The sequence below is a fragment of the Zobellia sp. B3R18 genome (genome assembly GCF_018860715.1).
In the GTDB taxonomy this organism is placed as follows: domain Bacteria; phylum Bacteroidota; class Bacteroidia; order Flavobacteriales; family Flavobacteriaceae; genus Zobellia; species Zobellia russellii.
This window is the reverse complement of record NZ_JAHKQG010000003.1, coordinates 172,155-190,658: the sequence shown is the minus strand read 5'-3', so window position 1 is coordinate 190,658 and position 18,504 is coordinate 172,155. Positions and strand designations below refer to the sequence as shown.

Here is an 18,504-nt window from a genome sequence, read left to right as displayed (position 1 = left end):
AATGCGACCAAAAATAAGATTCAAACCTGAGGTGTTGTGCCTATCTTTGCATTTGTAACTGGTTTCTTTGAAAACCATAATTTTAGTAGCTATAGCGTATGCCATTTAAAAAATTACACCCGCACTTATTGGAGAACTTAGAGCGATTGGAGATTGAAGCACCAACCCCTTTTCAAAAAAGTAGCATTCCCGTAATAAAAAGTGGCATCAATGTCTTTGCCTTTGCTAAAAAAGGCAGCGGAAAAACCACCACTTTGGTGTTGACCACCTTGCAAAAACTAAAATGTGAAGCCGTAGGAGACGCACCCCGAGCAGTGGTTATGGTTGAAAGCAAAGAAAAAGTATTGGAGTTGTACCAAACCTTTATTGAATTTACCAAATACACCTCCTTGCGGGTATATGCCAGTTACGAACAATTGCATATTGACGTTCAAAAATCTGAAATATACTTGGGTATAGATATTCTGATTACCACCCCTAAAACATTGCACAACCTGTTTTTGACCAATGGAGTAAGTATTTCCGAACTGAAAATAGTTAGTGTGGACGATGCCGAATTCCTATCCAACAAAAAAGAATCCACAGGCTTGATCGCCATGGCGGCAAGTATCAAGAAAAGTCAGTTTGTCATTTACGCCGAAAAACCACATCCACAATTACAGCGTTTAGAGAACCACTTTATGGAGCACTACAGAACCGTAAAGACTTAAACGAGAAACTATTACCAAGAAATAGGAAAGTAATCCTTTAAGAACTTTCCACACCAGTGTTTTCCGGTATTGATGCCATCAAAAAGCGGGTCTACTACCCTAGCGGCACCATCAACAATATCCAACGGCGGCTGAAAATCATGTACTTCTTGCTTTCTTTTGGCCAGTTCCGCAGGGTCCTCGTCCGTAACCCAACCAGTATCTACAGCGTTCATATAAATGCCATATTTTGCCAATTCCCCAGAAGCGGTATGGGTAAGCATATTCAAGGCCGCTTTGGCCATATTGGTGTGCGGGTGACGCGATTCCTTAAAAAACCGATGGAACTTTCCTTCCATAGCGGTTACATTTATAATGTGCTTTTGCCCCGTATTTTCCTTTTTCATGACTTCCGAAAGTCGGTTACAGAGAACAAAAGGTGCTACAGAATTCACCAGTTGCACCTCTACCATTTCGGTAGTTTCAATTTCACCCAATTTTAGACGCCAGCTGTTGGTCTTCCGTAAATCTACTTGTTGTAGGTCGGCATCTAACTGACTCTCCGGAAATACTTCCTGTGCCACCAAGCTCGCATCAAAACTATACGGAATCTGAGATAGTTTTGCGGAGGACCGTAACCCGATGCCAGGCTCGGGACCGTGCCAAGAAACCGGCATATTTTTGTTAGAGGAAGCTGCAGTAGTTAACGTATTCAGTTCTTCCAGACAATTTATATGGTCCTTTAGAACTCCTTGCGCAAACTTTGGCAGGGATTCAAACCGGCGTTCCTCATTCTGCATAAGGTGGGCATAAAACCCTGCAGGACGGCGTACCGTCTGGGCCGCATTATTAATAAGAATATCCAGTTTTTCATAATTCTGCTCAATGTAATTACAGAATATTTCCACACTGGGAATGTGTCTAAGATCCAAGCCGTGTATTTTCAGGCGATGTCCCCATTCCATGAAATCCTCTTCCTTTGAAAAACGTAATGCAGAATCTACAGGGAAACGTGTCGTGGCAATAACGGTTGCACCTCCGCGGAGCAACATTAACGAAATATGATACCCAATTTTAAGTCGGGAACCGGTAATGACCGCTACTTGCCCCTTAACATTGGCCGTTTGGAATCGTTTGGCATAATTAAGGTCTCCACAGTCCGTACACATGGTATCATAAAAATGGTGGAGTTTGGTGAATTTGGCCTTGCAGACATAACAATCACGGGGCGATTCCAATTCGGGCGTGTCCTTTTGGGCCAAGTCGGCCGCAGCCAATAATTTTGGCGCCACAAATACCGAAGCCTCACGCGCATACCGAATTCCAGTTTCGTTACGTGCACTTCTATCCTTTGCTGCCTGTTTACGCTTTGCCGCTTTTTTAGCATCTTTCTTTCTGCGCGAAAACTCTTCCCTACTGGGGCGGGACAACTGCCCAGAAGCTTTGATCAAGGCGGTACGTTGCGCTTTGGGAATTTCAAATATCTGATCGGTATTCGCTACCAGTCGCTCTAGAACGGCTATGGCTTGTTTTACCTCGTCTAAAGAAACCTCCTGATTATCCTGCAATTCTTCACTCTTCATTCCGCCTATTTTTCTTTAGCATCCCACTAACCGAACACTATTTTACGCCGCGCGAAATTACACCTTTATTTGTACCGTTGTACTTAAATTCTACAAAAACAAAGATTCGCTGTCCGCTAAGAAAAACAGAATCACACGCGAACAAAAAACGCCTGTCTAAAGGACAAGCGTTTTGTTTCTTAAGGTACTATTCCCCTATTTATTCCATATCGATAATACCTACAACTTCATAAGCTCTGGTACCATTAACCTGTATTTTTTCATACAGTACATTAGCATACTCGTAATAGTTAAGACCGTCTATAGTTACCTTTTCATAATCGTCCGGTAATTCATAAACTACCGTACCAATTTCCGGTTCTACCACTTCATATTCATTACCCACTTCAGTATAAAAAGTACCTCCAATATTAAAATACACTCGATTGTTATACCTGACTCTATTATACCCTACTGGCAAAGAGCTTATTCTAAAACCAATTTTAGGTGCAATTGGAATATAACGACCTCTGGAAGAAGTGTAAAACCTATTATTGGCATAATAGTAATTCTGACCTTGGTATTTCACCACCCTTTTATTAGGTACCGTTCTTACCGCTACCACTTTCTTTTTTGGGGTTTTGTAAACCACTTTTTTACTGGACACCCTACGTGATGTGTTGTTTACTACCGTTTTTGTAACCGTAGTTTTTGTAGTGGTTCGTTTGCGGGTCTGGGCATTTGCCACAAAAGAGAATCCGATTATTAAAAGCGCTAATGCATAATATTTTTTAGTATTTGTTTTCATGGGTCATACATTTAAAAGTTAAACTTTCACTTAATCATTCGATACTAAGACAACAATTATTGAGCCTGGTTTAACTTGAAAAGCCCATATTTGGGACATAATAGACGAGTTGGCTATTTTTATCTACGAACATTAGAATTTTATAGACAGAAAAAAGCGCAATCCGAGGACCACGCTTTTATACTAAACTCAACTCAAATATTATTTCAGCAAAGCCAAGATGCCTTCCAATTCGGTAAGATTTAGGCTTGAATCATTATCAGTATCCAAAGTGTCAAAATTCTCTGAAACCGAACCCATAGCCTCTGTAGAACTTATAGCGCTATTATTATCGGTATCCAACAAACTAAACAAGCTGACGACTTGCTGTACCGTTGAATTAGAACTTAAAGAACTCAATAGGGAAGCTGCCTGAGATGCAGTGGACGTATTTACGTTCTTAACACTGTTACAGCTGGCCAATACGGCTATAAGTACAAATAATGCTACTACTTTTTTCATGGTTTTGTGTTTTATAAATTTATGTAAGCACAAAAGTACTTTCACCTATGGGAAAAGGGAAAAGATATATACGTACGCTACATTTTACACTACATAAATGTCGTATTTATAGATGAAAAAATTTAAAACAGTTCTCTTGATCTAGGAGTGTATATTGATGGCATTTTAGGCCATAAAAAAAGCCCATCCGTTAAGATGGGCTTTTTGTAAAACTTAAAGTATATATAGAATTATAATACTGTTACGTTTACTGCGTTTAGGCCTTTTTTACCTTCTTGTAGATCAAATTCAACTTCATCGCCTTCACGAATTTCGTCTACTAAACCTGAAACGTGTACAAAGTGATCTTTTTCAACGCCTTCTTCAGTGATAAAACCAAAACCTTTGGTATCGTTGAAAAATTTTACTGTTCCTTTACTCATTGTAATGTAATTAAAAATTTATACTGCTTATTAAAGGACAAAGATGACGCCAATTTTTTTAGTAATGGCAATTTAATTCACTTATTTTCAACTTATTATCACAGTACCTTCTTGTCCTTTCCCTACTTCGCCCCCAACCCCCTAGAAACGTTGGGTTTGTGTTGAACTTAGAGCAGTTTTGGCATTACAAAAAAGAAGGAATTACAGCACCGTTACCCTAACTTTCTTGTTCTTTAAACGGGAATTGTTCAATTTTTTAGTCAGTTTATCGGCAAGGGACACGGGTATGGAAACAAATGCACAATCCTGTTTCAGCTCAATAATCCCTAATTGGTCTTTGTTGAGTCCACCTTGTTTAAAGAACAGCCCGGCAATATCCCCTTTTGAAATTTTATCCTTTCGCCCACCTGAAATAAAGAGGGTTTCCCAATATTGAGGTTGAAAGGCTGCTTTTTTAGAAATATCTACCGTAGCCACATCTTTAATGAATTCCGGTATAAATTCCGTTTTAGACCTTAAAACATAAGCGGTACCCTTAGCATTTACACGAGCAGTTCTGCCGTTACGGTGCGTGAATTCTTCTATAGCCCTGGGAAGTTCATAATGAATGATATACTTCATTTCGGGAATATCTATACCTCTAGCCGCTAAATCTGTTGCAATGAGTACTTGGCAGGTTCCGTTTCTGAACTTAATTAAGGAACGCTCGCGATCTCTTTGCTCCATACCTCCTGAAAAACAAGTATGGTTGATTTTATTTTTATTCAAAAATGTGCTTACCCGCTCAATACTGTCCTTGTAATTGCAAAAGATAATTCCTGGCTGATTGCCAATATACAATAGCAAATCCAATAAGGTCTGCAGCTTGTCCTTATCTGGGGAAACAACCATTTTGATGGCCAGTTTAGATTCCTTTTTTGAATCCAGATAATCAATAACCACCGGGTTATCCAGCTTAACGAACTTAGGAATCTCAACTCCCTGCGTGGCGGAAGTAAGAATCCGCTTTTCCAAATTAGGAAGTTGATTGATGATGGCGCTCATTTCACCTTCAAAACCTGTTTCCAAAGATTTATCAAATTCGTCCAACACCAAGGTTTTGATATCCTGTTTTGAAAATCGGTCTCCCCCAAAATGATCCGCTATCCTTCCGGGCGTGCCTATCAATATAGCTGGGGTATGTTTCAATTCAATTTTATCTTTGGAAATGGGTCTTCCGCCATATACTGCATTTACTTTAAAACCGGAGCCCATATCACGCACCACCTGTTCTATCTGTATCGCCAGTTCACGCGACGGCACTAGTACCAATGCCTGAATTTCTGAACATTCCGCATCTAAGGTTTCCAACAAGGGCAATAAAAAAGCCAAGGTCTTACCCGTTCCCGTGGGTGACAAAAGCACGTTGTTCATGTTTTTACCGATGACCGATAAAGCTTCCTCCTGCATGGGATTAAGACTTGGAATCCCAAGTTTCTTTAAAATATCCGCTTGCGTACGAATCGTATTGGACATGGCTGCTTATTTTTTTAGGGATTCCATTTTTGGAGTGGCCGGAGTATTTTGTACAATATGATCTGCCAATACCTTCTCTATCAGTTCTTCCTTTGTTAAATGATGGAAAATGGTCTTTATCTTATCTTTTGTTTCTAGGGATACATTGCGATTGGGCTTTGTTTTAAAAACGCGTTTGGCCCAAAGCGTCAGATTGGTTTCTTCTCTATCTTGAGCATCCTGTTTCTTCATTTCATTGAAAACCAGTCCCAATTCTTCCTCAAATTCCGGTATGTCCTTACGTTCTTCCTCCTGTATAATGCTTAGCGAAAGTCCTTTAGCTCCTGCCCTAGCCGTACGCCCACTTCTATGCACATAGGCCTCATAAGTATCCGGTAGGTGATAATTTACCACATATGAAATCTCTTTTACATCAATACCGCGCGCCGCTAAATCCGTAGCAACAAGGATGTCTATATGACCTTCCCTAAATTGTCCCATGATGCGGTCTCTAATCCCCTGGGTTAGACTACCATGTATGGACCCCGAAGAAAATTTGTTGATGGCCAGCTTTTTGGCCAGTTTATTAACGGCCGCTTTAGTTTTACAGAAAATAACCCCACGTTCCCCTTCCTTGGTGTTTAAAAAATGAAGCAGCACCTCTAACTTTTCTATAGGCTCTACCACGATATATTTGTGGTCAATACCTTGGTTGCCCATCTGTGCCATATCCGCTTCTATGTGCACTACATGTTTGGACATATAGTTCTGTACCAATTGCTTTACAGTGCCGGGCATGGTTGCGGTAAACAATAATGTTCTTCTGGATTTTGGCATTTCCTCGCCAAGCTTATCCAAATCAGTCTTTAATGCTGTTACCATTTCATCGGCCTCGTCCAATACTAAAAACTTTATCTTATTTATACTGACCGCCTTGCGTTGAATCAAATCGATTAACCGGCCTGGGGTGGCCACGATTATATGGGTAGGCTCCTTAAGACGTTCAATTTGAGGTTTAATGGGTATACCACCACAAACCGAAGCTATGGAAATAGCCGGACTGTGAGCTGCAAAGGAAACCAAATTCTCATAAATTTGATGCCCCAATTCCCTGGTGGGTGATAGTATTACGGCCTGCACCTCGGTTTTTTCGGTATTAATCAACTGAAGCAAAGGCAAACCAAAAGCAACTGTTTTACCGGTTCCCGTTTTGGCCAATGCCACTACATCTTCTTTCTGTTTCAGAAGAATGGGAATGGTCTTTTTCTGAATATCCGTAGGAACGGAAATCTTTAAATCGGTTAAGCTTTGAAGTACTTGCTCGTTGATTCCTAAATCGAAAAATGATGTAGACATAAAATGGATTTAAACAAAGATAAGTACAGCTAGCCCCAGAAAGGTATTAAAAGATGTACTATTTAATTGAAAAAAGGGGCTTTAGAATTAAGCCCCCTTTTGAAATTGTATAAAAATAAGGTTTACGCTTCCTGTAGCGTACGCTTGGATTTTCTGTAAATATATTTTGGGTAAATGCTACGCTTGGCAAAACGGTTCAATTTATTGGAATTTACCATTTTAATATAAACGGATTTGGTTACTCCAAAATACTCATAAGTGGTACCATCCATAAAAGTAATCTCCAACAACATACCTTTGTGTACATAGTCCGCAATACCGGAATTAGTAATGGTTTCCGTATAGGCATCAAGGTTGGCCGCTATGGTTTCAGGAGCAATGCTCACCAAAAAGTGATAGCCGTCAATAATAGCACGACTTTTAACTTCTGCCTCTTCGCGCTTAGCGTCCCCTTCCTGAAATTTATCCGGATGCCATTCTTTTACCAAATTACGGTAGGTGGTCTTAAGTGTCTTAAGATCAATCTCCTTTTCAATTCCGAACAACTTCTTATACTGACTAATGCGTTTCATAAACCCAATTTTTGAAGCGGCGAAGCTACGTCTTTATTTTGAACCACTTACCGTTAATTTTGCCTTTTTTTAAAGGGTTGAAATTAAACCGTTTTTAAGGTGTTTTGGCAGGTGAAAAGAAGCTATGGCAAGGATTATATATAGTTTCATTTATGCGTGTTTTAATTTACACTTCAAAGGTGAAACTATAGGCGCACACATGAAAAGGGAATAGAAGTTTGACCCATTTGACTATACGAAACTCCTGTTTTTATCGACGCGATTTTTGGGATAACCCTAGAATCTACACTACTGTTAAACTTCTACCGAAAAACAGTTCTTACTAAAGTTGAACTTAGTCCAATTCCTATATTTAAAATAAGATGAGCCAAAACCTTTGTTTATGAAGAATCTTCTTTTCTCGGTTTTCTGTTTCTATTTTCAGCTCACATTATATAGTCAAATAGTCCCCAAAGAAAAGATTTCGCTAGATTCTTTACTCATAAAAAATTTATCTCAATACCGTTTTAAAGCCCCCTTGAATTTAAATGAAGAAGTTTTTAAAACCGGTTATTTTGATTATCAGATATCCGAAAAATTTAGTGCCGGCCTAGAACGCAATTATGCCAAGTTTGGCACCCACGAGCAAATTGCGGGTGCTATAGTTCTTAACTATGATTTAAATGAGAAGACCTATCTCTATGCACGTACCGGGAAGACCTTTGATATTGACCAACGCACCGGAAATACTGAAAGTGCCTTAATAAATGTGAATTTAGGTATTGGTTACAGAATAAAGGAAAAACAAGTGTTGGAAGTAGGCATAATAGCCGGTAAGACCAATATACCTAGTCTTCCCCCAACAAATCAGTTTTTATTGTCCATACGGTTTAGATTCTGATGGCCGTCAATACAAAAAATCCGGCTACCAATGGCAACCGGATTTTCTCTCAAAACTAACCCCTACATCATCTCACGTCATAAAAACTCACTAATTCAAATAATTATTTACTGCCGCCGCCCTTTCGGACACATGGCTATTCAATTCACTTATGGCCGCTTGGAAGTCCGCACTGGAATTCAAGAACGTATATCCCTCAACTTCCGCGGTGGCATACGGTTCAACTAATGAAGTATAGGCAGCGTATTTGGTTTGCATTGCGCTAACTGTAAAAACGTTATTGGCAAACTCCCGTACATAGCTATCATATTTTGCCTTGTACGTGGAATCTTCATACATGTATCCAATCAACGGCCACTCTGTATCATTTAAATCCGAGAAATCTAATGCCAAAGCACCTTGTTGATTGCCCCGTTGTAATGCTTCGTTATTATCCCATGGAATCCACGCCAGTTTTTCTGTATCGGGATTGTTGTACAAAAAGTAATTATGTGTCATTCTTCCATAGGTGTCCCAGTTTTGGATGACCGTATTTACCGCCAAGTAATTCAAGAATGTATCCGTATCAAAAACGGTTTCTAGTTGGGTACGCCACGCATCAGGATCAGTGGTACGGATATCTGCATGCAAAGCGGCAAAAAGGCTTTCTATATCAGAAAAGTCAGCTTCGTCCTCATTGGTTTTCTTAACGAATACATCTTCAGAAAAAGAGCCATCCGCAAAGCTTGCACCATCGCCATCAGGTTTGTACAAATTACCATCATTATCCGAAAATTGGGTGTCTATAACCGTATCGTCTACCTCTTCTACCAATGTATACACGCCAAAATATTCAGGGCCGTTACCATGGTCTACGTACACTTCATAAATAGCGGCATGTGAGCTGGCCAAACCGGCTTCTCTAAACAAATCCGTAGCTACTTTTTCGCGCAGCATAGATTTGTCATTGTAATTATTTTTCAGGCTCAATTTTTTAAACCCGTAAAAACGCTGGTTATCAATTTGTGGGTACTCGTCTTCAAACTCATCAAAATCTAGCTTAAAGGACAGTTTTAATATTCCTGCGGACCAACTGGATTGCAAACTAGAGTTTCCTTTAAAACGTAGACCTACGCGGTACCATTCCTTATCTTCAAAAAGAACTTCTCCAGGCACAAAAATTGGGTCTTCGTCAGTTTCTACAAGTCCACCACCACCTGGTCCACCAGGGCCCGGTCTGCCACCTGTACCACCAAATTCTCCATATAGAGTGGTCATATCATCTAACATACTCTGCCAGCGATCTTCTGTAATAATTAGGTCTAAGCGCTTTACGGTGTTATCTTCAAAAACCACATCAAAATTAGGATCGGCAGATTTGCTATGTGTGGCATCCGTCCAATCCGTAGCTTCAAAATCACTATCGGCATATGATTCCACATAAACTTCGTCATCCTCTGTTTCTTCGTTAGATTCGTCGGTTACCTCTACACCATCTTCCGTAGTAGTTATGGCATCATCATCCGAGCAAGAAATTGTAAACGAAACATGCATTGCCAGCAGGACCAACAGGCTTATTTTTTTCATTGTAAATGTATTTTGAGTTATAATCTATGAAACAAAGGTGCTTATTTGAATTGCACCCTTTTTGAAGAATCTGTGAATGACGGATACTTTTCAGTGAATGCTTAAAACTATACGGTGGGGTGTTTTTGCAAGTAGAATTGTAAAACCAATCTTTAGCTTTAGGCAGCTGAGATATTGGTTTTAATGTAAAAAGTAAATCAGAATGACTTAGAAAAGTAGAGACCCACGGAGCCATCCGAATAACGGGGAATTAGAGAGATATTCTTAGATTTTATAAACGGATTCCACTTAAACAAATAGTCAAAATGATAGACCAGTCTTGTCACCAATATTCCTATACCAGCGCCTGCAAGGATATCTGAAATATAGTGTTTGTTGTTGAAAAGCCTTAAGCCACCCGTTACAGCCGCAAAACCAAAGCCACTGTAAGCTAGATAGGCATTGGTGTCTTTATATTCTTCATAAACTGCAGCACCTGAAGCAAAAGCAATGGATGTATGACCAGAGGGAAATGCGTTATCATTAGAGCGATCGGGCCTATACTTAACAACGGAATTTTTAATTGCCCTGGTAAATACATCCGTTAGAATCATGGAGACCGCTAAGTTTTTTGTTTGATCAAACCAATGATGTTGTGCTTTTACTCCAGCTACATTGGCTACGACAAGCGTGGCCACTGGGGCATACCGTGTATAATCATCCAAGTGGGTGCGAAAGTCATTGCCCACCCAACCTTGAGCTGTTTCATGCAATGATATTTCAAAACCACTATCGGATAAAAGTATTCCTGTTGTAAGTAAGGAGAGGGGTAAAATTGTCCTTTTCAGTAATTTGTTCTTGCGTGGTAGCACGATGCTATCTGTTTGGGCACATAGGTTTCCTAAGGTGAAAAATACTAATAGGAGGATACAATTTTTTCTCATACGGGGGTACTGTCTTGGTTGTTCTTTATTCCTATTATCCAGAACAATACTATATTCCAAGACTTTAGAACCAAAACAATATACTAAATGTTTTAAGAGAATTCATCGTTCGCTTTATTTTTGTTTGCTTTGGGTTTGAGGGGCAACCCTCTATGATTGTACATAAAACAGGGCCAAGAGATGGGAAAATCCACATACCCTTGACCCTGTTTTTGTTTTAAAAAACGCTGTTATTAAGCAACTTACATATTAACTTTCATTACAGCTTTGACATTCACAAATTCACGAATTCCGAACCCACCGTGCTCTCTACCATAACCAGAGTTTTTTACTCCACCAAAAGGCATATTGGGCGTGGCCAATCCAAATGAATTGATAAATACCATTCCCGTATCAAAATGTTTCTTGGCTAATTCAAACGCTTTGTCTTCATTTTTGGAGAAAATTCCTCCTCCTAATCCAAACCTACTATCATTAGCTATACGCATGGCATCTTCATTATCCTTTGCTTTAATCAGTGAAGCGACCGGTCCAAAAAGCTCGTCATCATAAGCTGGCTGTCCGGGTTCCAAGTTTTCTAGAATCGTTGCAGGGTAAAAGAATCCATCAGTATCCGGCATCTCACCGCCAATAAGAACTTTTGCTCCTTTTTTTACGCTCTCCTGAACTTGCCCATGAAGAGTTTCACGTAAATCTTCTCTCGCCATTGGCCCTAAATCCGAATCCTCTTTTGTAGGGTCTCCCAATTTAACTTCTTTCATCGCTTTTACAAAAGCATCACGAAACTCATCGTAGACCTTCTCAACTACAACAAATCGTTTAGCAGCTACACAAGTTTCCCCGTTATTATAAATCCTGCCCATTACGCTGGTTTTGGCAGCCAATTCAATATCTGCATCATCAAGCACCAAATACGCATCATTACTACCCAATTCAAGTACCGTCTTTTTTAGTGCGGCCCCTGCTTTTTTGGCAATGATTTTACCTGCATCCGGGCTACCGGTTAGGGTTACACCACGAACAAGTTCATTTTCAATAATTGCATCGGACTGGTCATGTTCTATAAGCAGAACGGTAAATAGATTCTTAGGCAAGCCCGCACGCTCATATATCTCTTGCAGTAGCAGTGCTGATCCCGTTACACCACTGGAGTGTTTTAAAAGAACCCCGTTACCCGCCATTAAATTGGCAATTGAATAACGTACCGCTTGGTAAGCCGGGAAATTCCATGGCTGTATACCGTAAATTACCCCGGTTGGAGAATAGGAGATTATCCCCTTGCCCCCGTTCGGCAATTCTCGCTCTTCATCTTTTAGATGCTCTTGACCTTCGGTTGCCGTATATTCGCAAATAGCACTGCACAAATCTATTTCTTGAGCACTTTGTTTTAAGACTTTACCCATTTCCTGGGTCATCAGTTTGACGAACTTGTCTTTATTTTTTTTCAGCTCTTTGCCAATGGCCTTTATTATATTTGCACGCTCAGCAAGTGATTTTAAGCGCCATTCTTTAAATGCATTATGACATTTTTCAACTGCATTTTGAGCTTCTTCATTGCTCATATATTCATATTCCTTGATTTCCTCTCCCGTTGTTGGGTTTATTGTAGAAAATCCGTTTACTAAAGTTTCCATTTTCAATTTAGATTTTAAGGTTAAATTCTCTCTGGTCTATTGATTGGGGATTAGTTCTCTCGTTTTTGCTTCATAATCAGTGTAGCCCTTCTTTCCCGTTGTATAAAAAGTATTTTTGTCCCATTCTGAAATTTCTACGTTTTCCCGAAAGCGACCTACCAAATCGGGATTAGAAATAAATAGTTTCCCAAATGCTACCAAATCTGCATTTCCTTCTTCTAAAACAGCATTGGCCTTCTCTTGGTCAAAACCACTATTTATCATCAAGGTTCCATCATATTTTGGCCTGTAGCGTTTAGCTATGTGTTGCTCGGCAAACTCAACTTCAGACACATCATTAAAAGGTTCGGATAAATGGATATAGGCCAGGTCATATTCCTTATCCAACTTCTCAATAATATAATCAAAGGTGGGAATGGTTTCTTCATCCATTGTCATTCCAAAAATGTTATGTAACGATGGGTTAAACCGAACCCCAATTTTTATCTCAGGAATTACTTCTTTAACAGCATCTAAAACCTCAAAGAAAAAGCGGGCTCTATTTTCAATACTACCTCCATACTCGTCTTCTCTAATATTGCTGGTTCCATTAAAAAATTGATGAAATAAATAACCATTGGATGAATGTATTTCAATACCATCAAAACCAGCGGCAACTGCATTTTTGGCCGCTTGAACAAATTCATTCTTAGTGGTTTTGATATCCTCCTGGGTCATTGCCTTTGGAGTAACCGTTTTTTTGCTGCCTTCGGGCGTAAACACTTCTGTTTCCGGATTGATTGCGGACGGTGCCCAAGGGAGTTCACCGTTGTGAAAATCAGGATGCGAAATTCTACCTACATGCCAAAGTTGAGCAAAAATTATTCCACCGGCCTCGTGAACAGATTGTGTCACTTTTTTCCACCCTTCTACCTGTGGTTCTGAATAAATTCCAGGTGTATTAATATAACCAACTGCCCTTTTAGACACTTGGGTTCCTTCTGTTATTATGAGTCCGGCAGTAGCTCTTTGAGTGTAATAGGGTACATGCAAATTTTCTGTAGGTGCATTTTCACTGTTATTTGCCCTACTACGCGTCATTGGTGCCATTACAACACGGTTGGGTAATTCTATATTGCCTAAAATATAAGGCTTTAAAATACTTTGTTCTTTCATATTTCCTTCTTTAAAATTCTAAGTAAGACTATTCATCTTTAAAAGTCTAGTTCGTGAAGTTAGGGAAGGTGAAAAGGGCTCAATGATTCAATAAAAATTGATTTTAGCTTATATGTGATGGTTGAAAATGTGATGTGCCACTAATTAGCAACACACTCTAAATAAGTGATTGATAAAGCATTTAATAAATACCATCATTAGTTCGAAAATTGAGAAAGGAAAAACGACAAATTATAGTCTTTAATACAAGACACTCTTTCTCACATCAAACTGCAATACTAGGTTATAGATAAAAAAATAGGGCAAAAACAAGTGTTCATGCCCTACTCCTACTAAACTAACAACTCAACAATATTGTTCTATTCCTTTTTTACCAGTTGATAGGTATGTATCCAATCTACTTTCATTGTATTGATAGTACTATCCTGCAGATGTTCCTTTTTAGCCAATCCTCCTAGCCAATCTGCATCAACTGTCCACAAGTCCCAAATGATATTTAATTCCCTTGTAAAATTGCGTGCGGAAACCACTTTTCCTGCCGGTTCACCGTCCAAATAAAATTGAATATGTGTTTCGTCCTTCCACCAAACACCAAAAGTGTGGTAGGCCTCATTCCACTGTATTCCTTTAAGCGGATTGTCGTTGGAGAGTTCCCTATTATCAAAATTACCTTTGTTGCGCTTGGTGTCATCATCGATTACGTGAAAATATTGAGAGTTCATTTGCCACGGAAAATCAGGTTGACAATCGCATGACGGGTTGGAATTGTTCTCAATCACATCAATCTCGTTTCGGTTTGAGATGTTACCGTTATTCAACCAAAATGTATTGTATGCGGATATGTGTGCTCCTTTTATACGGCTGACCGTGTACATGGGATAGTTAATTCGTGTTTTGGACATTACACGAGAAGACTGAAACCAACGTTCCTCATTTTCGGCCAAGGTTGCCTTAATCCATAAATTTCCATCATTTACACCAGAGTTTTCAGAAACCATATTTACCGGTACGCCATAATTCCACAAAGACTTCGTCCATTTTGTATCATCAAAGGTATCGTTAAACTCATCCGAAAGTTCAGATACTAACTTCCATTCCATTCCTTCCGGGGCTGGCGGTGGTGTTTGTCCGCTAAAATCATATACTATATCTTCGGAAACGGGTTCTTCGGTCTCCTCTTCTTCTTCTGTAGGTGTTAATTCTTCCTCGTTAGGTAGTTTCTCCTCTGTTTTTAATTCATCTACTTCTGGGGCCGTCTCGCTTTTACAAGAAATACATAAAATGATGAATAAAATCACTGTGCTTTTGAGAAAGGTCATAGAAGAGAATGTTGAGTCATTAATACAAAACCGAATGTAATTGTATAGACCCTACACGCCATGAAATAGCACTCAATAAAAACTTGACAAGCTCATAAAGCAACCCTACAATTTCTAATCAAAAAATTATAAAACCCTGACAATCAATATAAATACTGTTTTTATTGAGTCTGCCTGGAGTAGCCGAAATCAGTTTCTATGGCCTTGAAAAATATGATGTATCAATTCTAAAACAAGTCTATTTTAGAGTATTCGTACCGCTGAGCATAGCTCTAATTTGTTCACTATCCCAATGATTATCAAACTCTACTACGCCTCTTTTTAAATCTTGTTCCAGTAATTTTTCTTGTTGTTCCAGCTCTTTCCTTGCCTTAAAGATATAGTCCTCATCACCTATCTTTGTTTCTTTGGCCAATCTTCTTAAACTATCTTCATCATACTTAATGAAATTCTGTGCCTGACGCTGTAAGGTGTATTTTCTAAAGCCCATTTGACTAAGAACTTCACTGGCCAATTTTAAGGAAGTTTCCAAAGACTCCCTATAAATATGGTCTATTTCCATGTTCAGGAATTCATAGGCGGCGTACCTATTTTTGGCCCGTACCATAACCTTAACCTTTGGGTAGTTACTTTTTACCGTTTTTGCCAAGGTCTTTATCACATCTGGGTTATCCATAGCACAAATAAGAAAATTAGCCTCGGCTATACCTGCCGATTCGAGCAAATCCATACGGGTGGCATCGCCATAATGCACATCAAAACCCATTTTACGTAAAAAATCTACCCGGTTGGAATCATGGTCCAAAATAGTGGCCTCCACACCATGTGTCCTAAGAAAACGCCCAATAGTACTTCCAAAATGACCGAAACCTACCAAGATGATTTTTTGCGATTTTGCAATGTGATCCATAGGTCTTTTTATAGATTCTTTGGTGCCAAAGTGAGGTAAAAGCACTCGCTCGTTCACCATACCAATAATGGGTGTAACCGTCATAGTCAAGGCGGTAACCACCAACATAATATCCATTTGGTTTTGTTCCAGAATATTTAACTGAAATGCAAAAGACAACAGTACAAAAGCAAACTCCCCTATTTGTGCCAAACTAAACGTCAATAGCAATTTCTGATTTAGTTTCAACTTAAAGGCCGCCCCGGTGATAAACAAAATCAAAGCTTTTATAACGATTACGGACAGTAAAATGCCACCAATAGTAAGCGGACTCTTTGCTATTACGATAAAATTTATTGAAGCTCCCACGGCCATAAAGAACAGACCCAAAAGTAAATTTTTAAAAGGCTCTAAAGTACTTTCCAGTTCATGCTTAAATTCACTATTGGACAAGACTACGCCACCTAAAAAAGCCCCAAGAGCAGGGCTTAACCCAACGAGCTCCATCAAAAAAGAAATTCCGAAAACAATGAGAAGTGCTGCAGCAATCAATAATTCCCTAACACCGGTTTTGGCCACTTTGCGGAGCATAGGCACTATTAAATATTTTCCTGCTACAACTATAACGAAAACCGAGACCAAAATGGACAAGGTCTGCAATCCCAATGGTAAATTTTGAAGTAAATTAGCGTGAGCATCACCATTCTCTACAGGAGCTTTTTCCGTATTTGCCAATAAGGGCAAAGCACCCAACATAAAAATGACAATGATATCCTGAAACAATAAAATGGAAAATGAAGACTGTCCAAAAGTGGTGTTCAACAGGCCTTTTTCTTTAATGGTCTGTAATGCAATTGCGGTAGATGACAAGGCCACCGCCATGGAAAAAGTTAAGGCGACTTTCCAATCAAAGCCCAATACTATAAATAGTGCATAAGAAAGTATAATAGTCCCCATAACCTGTAAACTTCCCATGCCTACAATGGTCTTTCGCATTTTCCAGAAGTTTTTAGGCTCTATTTCTAGACCAATCAAAAACAACATCATAACTACACCAAACTCGGCAAAATGAAGAATGTCTTCTCCTTCATTTCCTATAAAACCTAAGACGTAGGGACCTATTAATACGCCTGCCATTAAATACCCCAATACTGAACTTAGTCCAAGACGTTTGGCAATAGACACGCAAATAATGGCTCCCAATAGGAATACAATAGCTTCAAAAAGTATACTACCTGTCATATCTGCGGATTTAATTGTGGAATATCATTGATAAACGAAAAGTTGCCTACGTCTGATAGGGACATATCACTTTGCAGCAAATCAATCAATTTATCATACTTATGGGCATAATCATATAATTCCTTATCCTCAATTCTATGGGTGCCCATTACGGCAAAAGGGGGAAAGTATTGCATGCCGCATAAATTTGCTGTCTGTTCAAAAGGTCTTAAAAACTCTTTTACCGAAAAACTATTGGTTCCTTGTTCGCAGTACAATGCCCTGGAGCCTCCCGTGGTAATTACGTTTAAACATTTTTTTGAGTACAGCGCCTTACCGCTAGGCCCATAAGCCCAACCAAATTCCAGCACCATATCTATCCATTGTTTCATTAAGGGAGGGCAACTGTACCAATAAAAGGGATGGTGCCAAATTAAAATATCATGTTCACTTATGAGCTCTTTTTCGGCCTCTACATTTACGTTAAAATCAGGGTATTTCTCGTATAGGTCATGAAATGTTACACCTTCTTTGTATTTAATCTTATCTACCAAAATGGAGTTTGCCCTAGACTTTTCAAACTTAGGATGCGAAAACAAAACCAAAATCTTTTTCATTTTGCGAATTTAGGTGAAAATGACATGTAACAATCCATCCATTTTTCTTTTTAAAAGAAATAACCCCTGCTTAATCTACTCTAATGCATAACTATAGCATCTGTAAATTTAATCAACTCTTCAATTTTCGCGTTGTTATAAGCATCCGCATGAGCTTTGTTATATCCACCACGGTCATTATCAAAATACTCACCTGTTTTTGCTAAATCCGTCATACTTAAATTGTACAGAATGTCAACTCCTTTTTCTGCAGGTGACCAATGCTGTCCGTAAGCTTCTTTAGCCATTTTGGTGTTTAATAAGGAACCCGGATTTACTGCCACTACCGTAATTGATGGTTCTTGTTCCGCTAAATAAAAACTCCACATTGTTAATGCCAGTTTGCTTTGTGCGTAAGCTTCGTTGGCACCCAAACCTGTTTTGCCTTCTAAAGCTTGTACATTTATAGTGGATTGCGCGGCAGAACTTAAATTCACAATTCTTGGTGCGTCTGATGCTTTTAAATTTGCTACTATGCCATTAGTAAATGCATAAGGTGCAAAGTAATTTACCACAAACCGAATATCTGTAGTACCACTACTACCGTTTGTGATTAAAACACCTGCATTATTGATCAAAACATCAATTACCGGCATTTTTTCAGCAACCTCTTCAGCCATTTTTTTAACCGCATTTAAGTCTGAAAAATCCGCTAAAAAGCCTATTACATTTTCATTATTAGATTGCTGTTTAATTTCTTTTAAAGTAGCGCTTAATTTAGCATCACTCCTACCGTGAATGGCAACAAAGTGCCCTTCTTTAGCCAAACGCAAGGCTAGTAATTTTCCTATGCCGTCTGTACTTCCTGTTATTAAAATATGTTTCATTGTATTTTTTATGTTGATGAAAACTGGCAA

At 39.1% G+C, this 18,504-nt stretch carries 17 protein-coding genes; 2 read left to right on the top strand and 15 right to left on the bottom strand.

Annotation, left to right across the window (positions count from 1 at the left end):
• The first annotated feature begins 98 nt into the window (after nucleotides 1–98).
• A complete protein-coding gene (locus KO513_RS01855; protein WP_215912039.1) occupies nucleotides 99–710 on the top strand; it encodes a DEAD/DEAH box helicase in 612 nt (203 codons plus the stop codon).
• A gap of 11 nt (nucleotides 711–721) precedes the next feature.
• On the opposite strand, the gene KO513_RS01850 is transcribed toward KO513_RS01855, so the two are convergent.
• The 7 genes from KO513_RS01850 to KO513_RS01820 form a co-directional block, all read right to left on the bottom strand.
• Nucleotides 722–2,272 (bottom strand): SDR family oxidoreductase, encoded by a 1,551-nt coding sequence (locus KO513_RS01850; RefSeq protein WP_215912038.1) that lies wholly within the window; start codon nucleotides 2,270–2,272, stop codon nucleotides 722–724.
• 199 nt (nucleotides 2,273–2,471) lie between these two features.
• Entirely contained in the window at nucleotides 2,472–3,059 is a 588-nt protein-coding gene (locus tag KO513_RS01845) for a DUF6515 family protein (protein ID WP_215912037.1), read from the bottom strand.
• Nucleotides 3,060–3,260: 201 nt separating this feature from the next.
• Complete coding sequence (locus tag KO513_RS01840; protein WP_215912036.1) at nucleotides 3,261–3,560, bottom strand: lipoprotein; 300 nt, start codon at nucleotides 3,558–3,560, stop codon at nucleotides 3,261–3,263.
• Nucleotides 3,561–3,790: 230 nt separating this feature from the next.
• Nucleotides 3,791–3,982, bottom strand: coding sequence for a cold-shock protein (locus KO513_RS01835; RefSeq protein WP_194527301.1), 192 nt, complete (start codon nucleotides 3,980–3,982; stop codon nucleotides 3,791–3,793).
• A gap of 201 nt (nucleotides 3,983–4,183) precedes the next feature.
• Nucleotides 4,184–5,497 (bottom strand): DEAD/DEAH box helicase, encoded by a 1,314-nt coding sequence (locus KO513_RS01830; RefSeq protein ID WP_215912035.1) that lies wholly within the window; start codon nucleotides 5,495–5,497, stop codon nucleotides 4,184–4,186.
• A 6-nt stretch (nucleotides 5,498–5,503) separates the two neighbouring features.
• Nucleotides 5,504–6,832, bottom strand: a complete 1,329-nt coding sequence (locus tag KO513_RS01825) for a DEAD/DEAH box helicase (protein ID WP_215912034.1) — start codon at nucleotides 6,830–6,832, stop codon at nucleotides 5,504–5,506.
• A gap of 122 nt (nucleotides 6,833–6,954) precedes the next feature.
• The gene (locus KO513_RS01820) at nucleotides 6,955–7,404 is read right to left on the bottom strand and encodes a KTSC domain-containing protein (RefSeq protein WP_215440368.1); all 450 of its coding nucleotides are present in this window, start codon (nucleotides 7,402–7,404) and stop codon (nucleotides 6,955–6,957) included.
• Between the two features lie 382 nt (nucleotides 7,405–7,786).
• On the opposite strand from KO513_RS01820, the gene KO513_RS01815 reads away from it, so the two are divergent.
• Complete coding sequence (locus KO513_RS01815; protein WP_215912033.1) at nucleotides 7,787–8,284, top strand: hypothetical protein; 498 nt, start codon at nucleotides 7,787–7,789, stop codon at nucleotides 8,282–8,284.
• A gap of 90 nt (nucleotides 8,285–8,374) precedes the next feature.
• On the opposite strand, the gene KO513_RS01810 is transcribed toward KO513_RS01815, so the two are convergent.
• The 8 genes from KO513_RS01810 to KO513_RS01775 form a co-directional block, all read right to left on the bottom strand.
• Nucleotides 8,375–9,850, bottom strand: a complete 1,476-nt coding sequence (locus tag KO513_RS01810) for a CotH kinase family protein (RefSeq protein WP_215912032.1) — start codon at nucleotides 9,848–9,850, stop codon at nucleotides 8,375–8,377.
• Nucleotides 9,851–10,047: 197 nt separating this feature from the next.
• Nucleotides 10,048–10,773, bottom strand: a complete 726-nt coding sequence (locus KO513_RS01805) for a phosphatase PAP2 family protein (protein WP_215912031.1) — start codon at nucleotides 10,771–10,773, stop codon at nucleotides 10,048–10,050.
• Nucleotides 10,774–11,015: 242 nt separating this feature from the next.
• Complete coding sequence (locus tag KO513_RS01800; RefSeq protein WP_215912030.1) at nucleotides 11,016–12,407, bottom strand: NAD-dependent succinate-semialdehyde dehydrogenase; 1,392 nt, start codon at nucleotides 12,405–12,407, stop codon at nucleotides 11,016–11,018.
• Nucleotides 12,408–12,443: 36 nt separating this feature from the next.
• The gene (locus tag KO513_RS01795; protein WP_215912029.1) at nucleotides 12,444–13,562 is read right to left on the bottom strand and encodes an alkene reductase; all 1,119 of its coding nucleotides are present in this window, start codon (nucleotides 13,560–13,562) and stop codon (nucleotides 12,444–12,446) included.
• A gap of 359 nt (nucleotides 13,563–13,921) precedes the next feature.
• Nucleotides 13,922–14,881, bottom strand: coding sequence for a family 16 glycosylhydrolase (locus tag KO513_RS01790; RefSeq protein ID WP_215912028.1), 960 nt, complete (start codon nucleotides 14,879–14,881; stop codon nucleotides 13,922–13,924).
• A gap of 238 nt (nucleotides 14,882–15,119) precedes the next feature.
• A complete protein-coding gene (locus KO513_RS01785; protein ID WP_215912027.1) occupies nucleotides 15,120–17,012 on the bottom strand; it encodes a monovalent cation:proton antiporter-2 (CPA2) family protein in 1,893 nt (630 codons plus the stop codon).
• Complete coding sequence (locus KO513_RS01780) at nucleotides 17,009–17,608, bottom strand: NAD(P)H-dependent oxidoreductase (protein WP_215440354.1); 600 nt, start codon at nucleotides 17,606–17,608, stop codon at nucleotides 17,009–17,011. Before KO513_RS01780 ends, KO513_RS01785 begins: the two co-directional genes overlap by 4 nt.
• Before the next feature lie 80 nt (nucleotides 17,609–17,688).
• Nucleotides 17,689–18,474, bottom strand: a complete 786-nt coding sequence (locus KO513_RS01775) for an SDR family NAD(P)-dependent oxidoreductase (RefSeq protein ID WP_215912026.1) — start codon at nucleotides 18,472–18,474, stop codon at nucleotides 17,689–17,691.
• Nucleotides 18,475–18,504 lie beyond the last annotated feature (30 nt).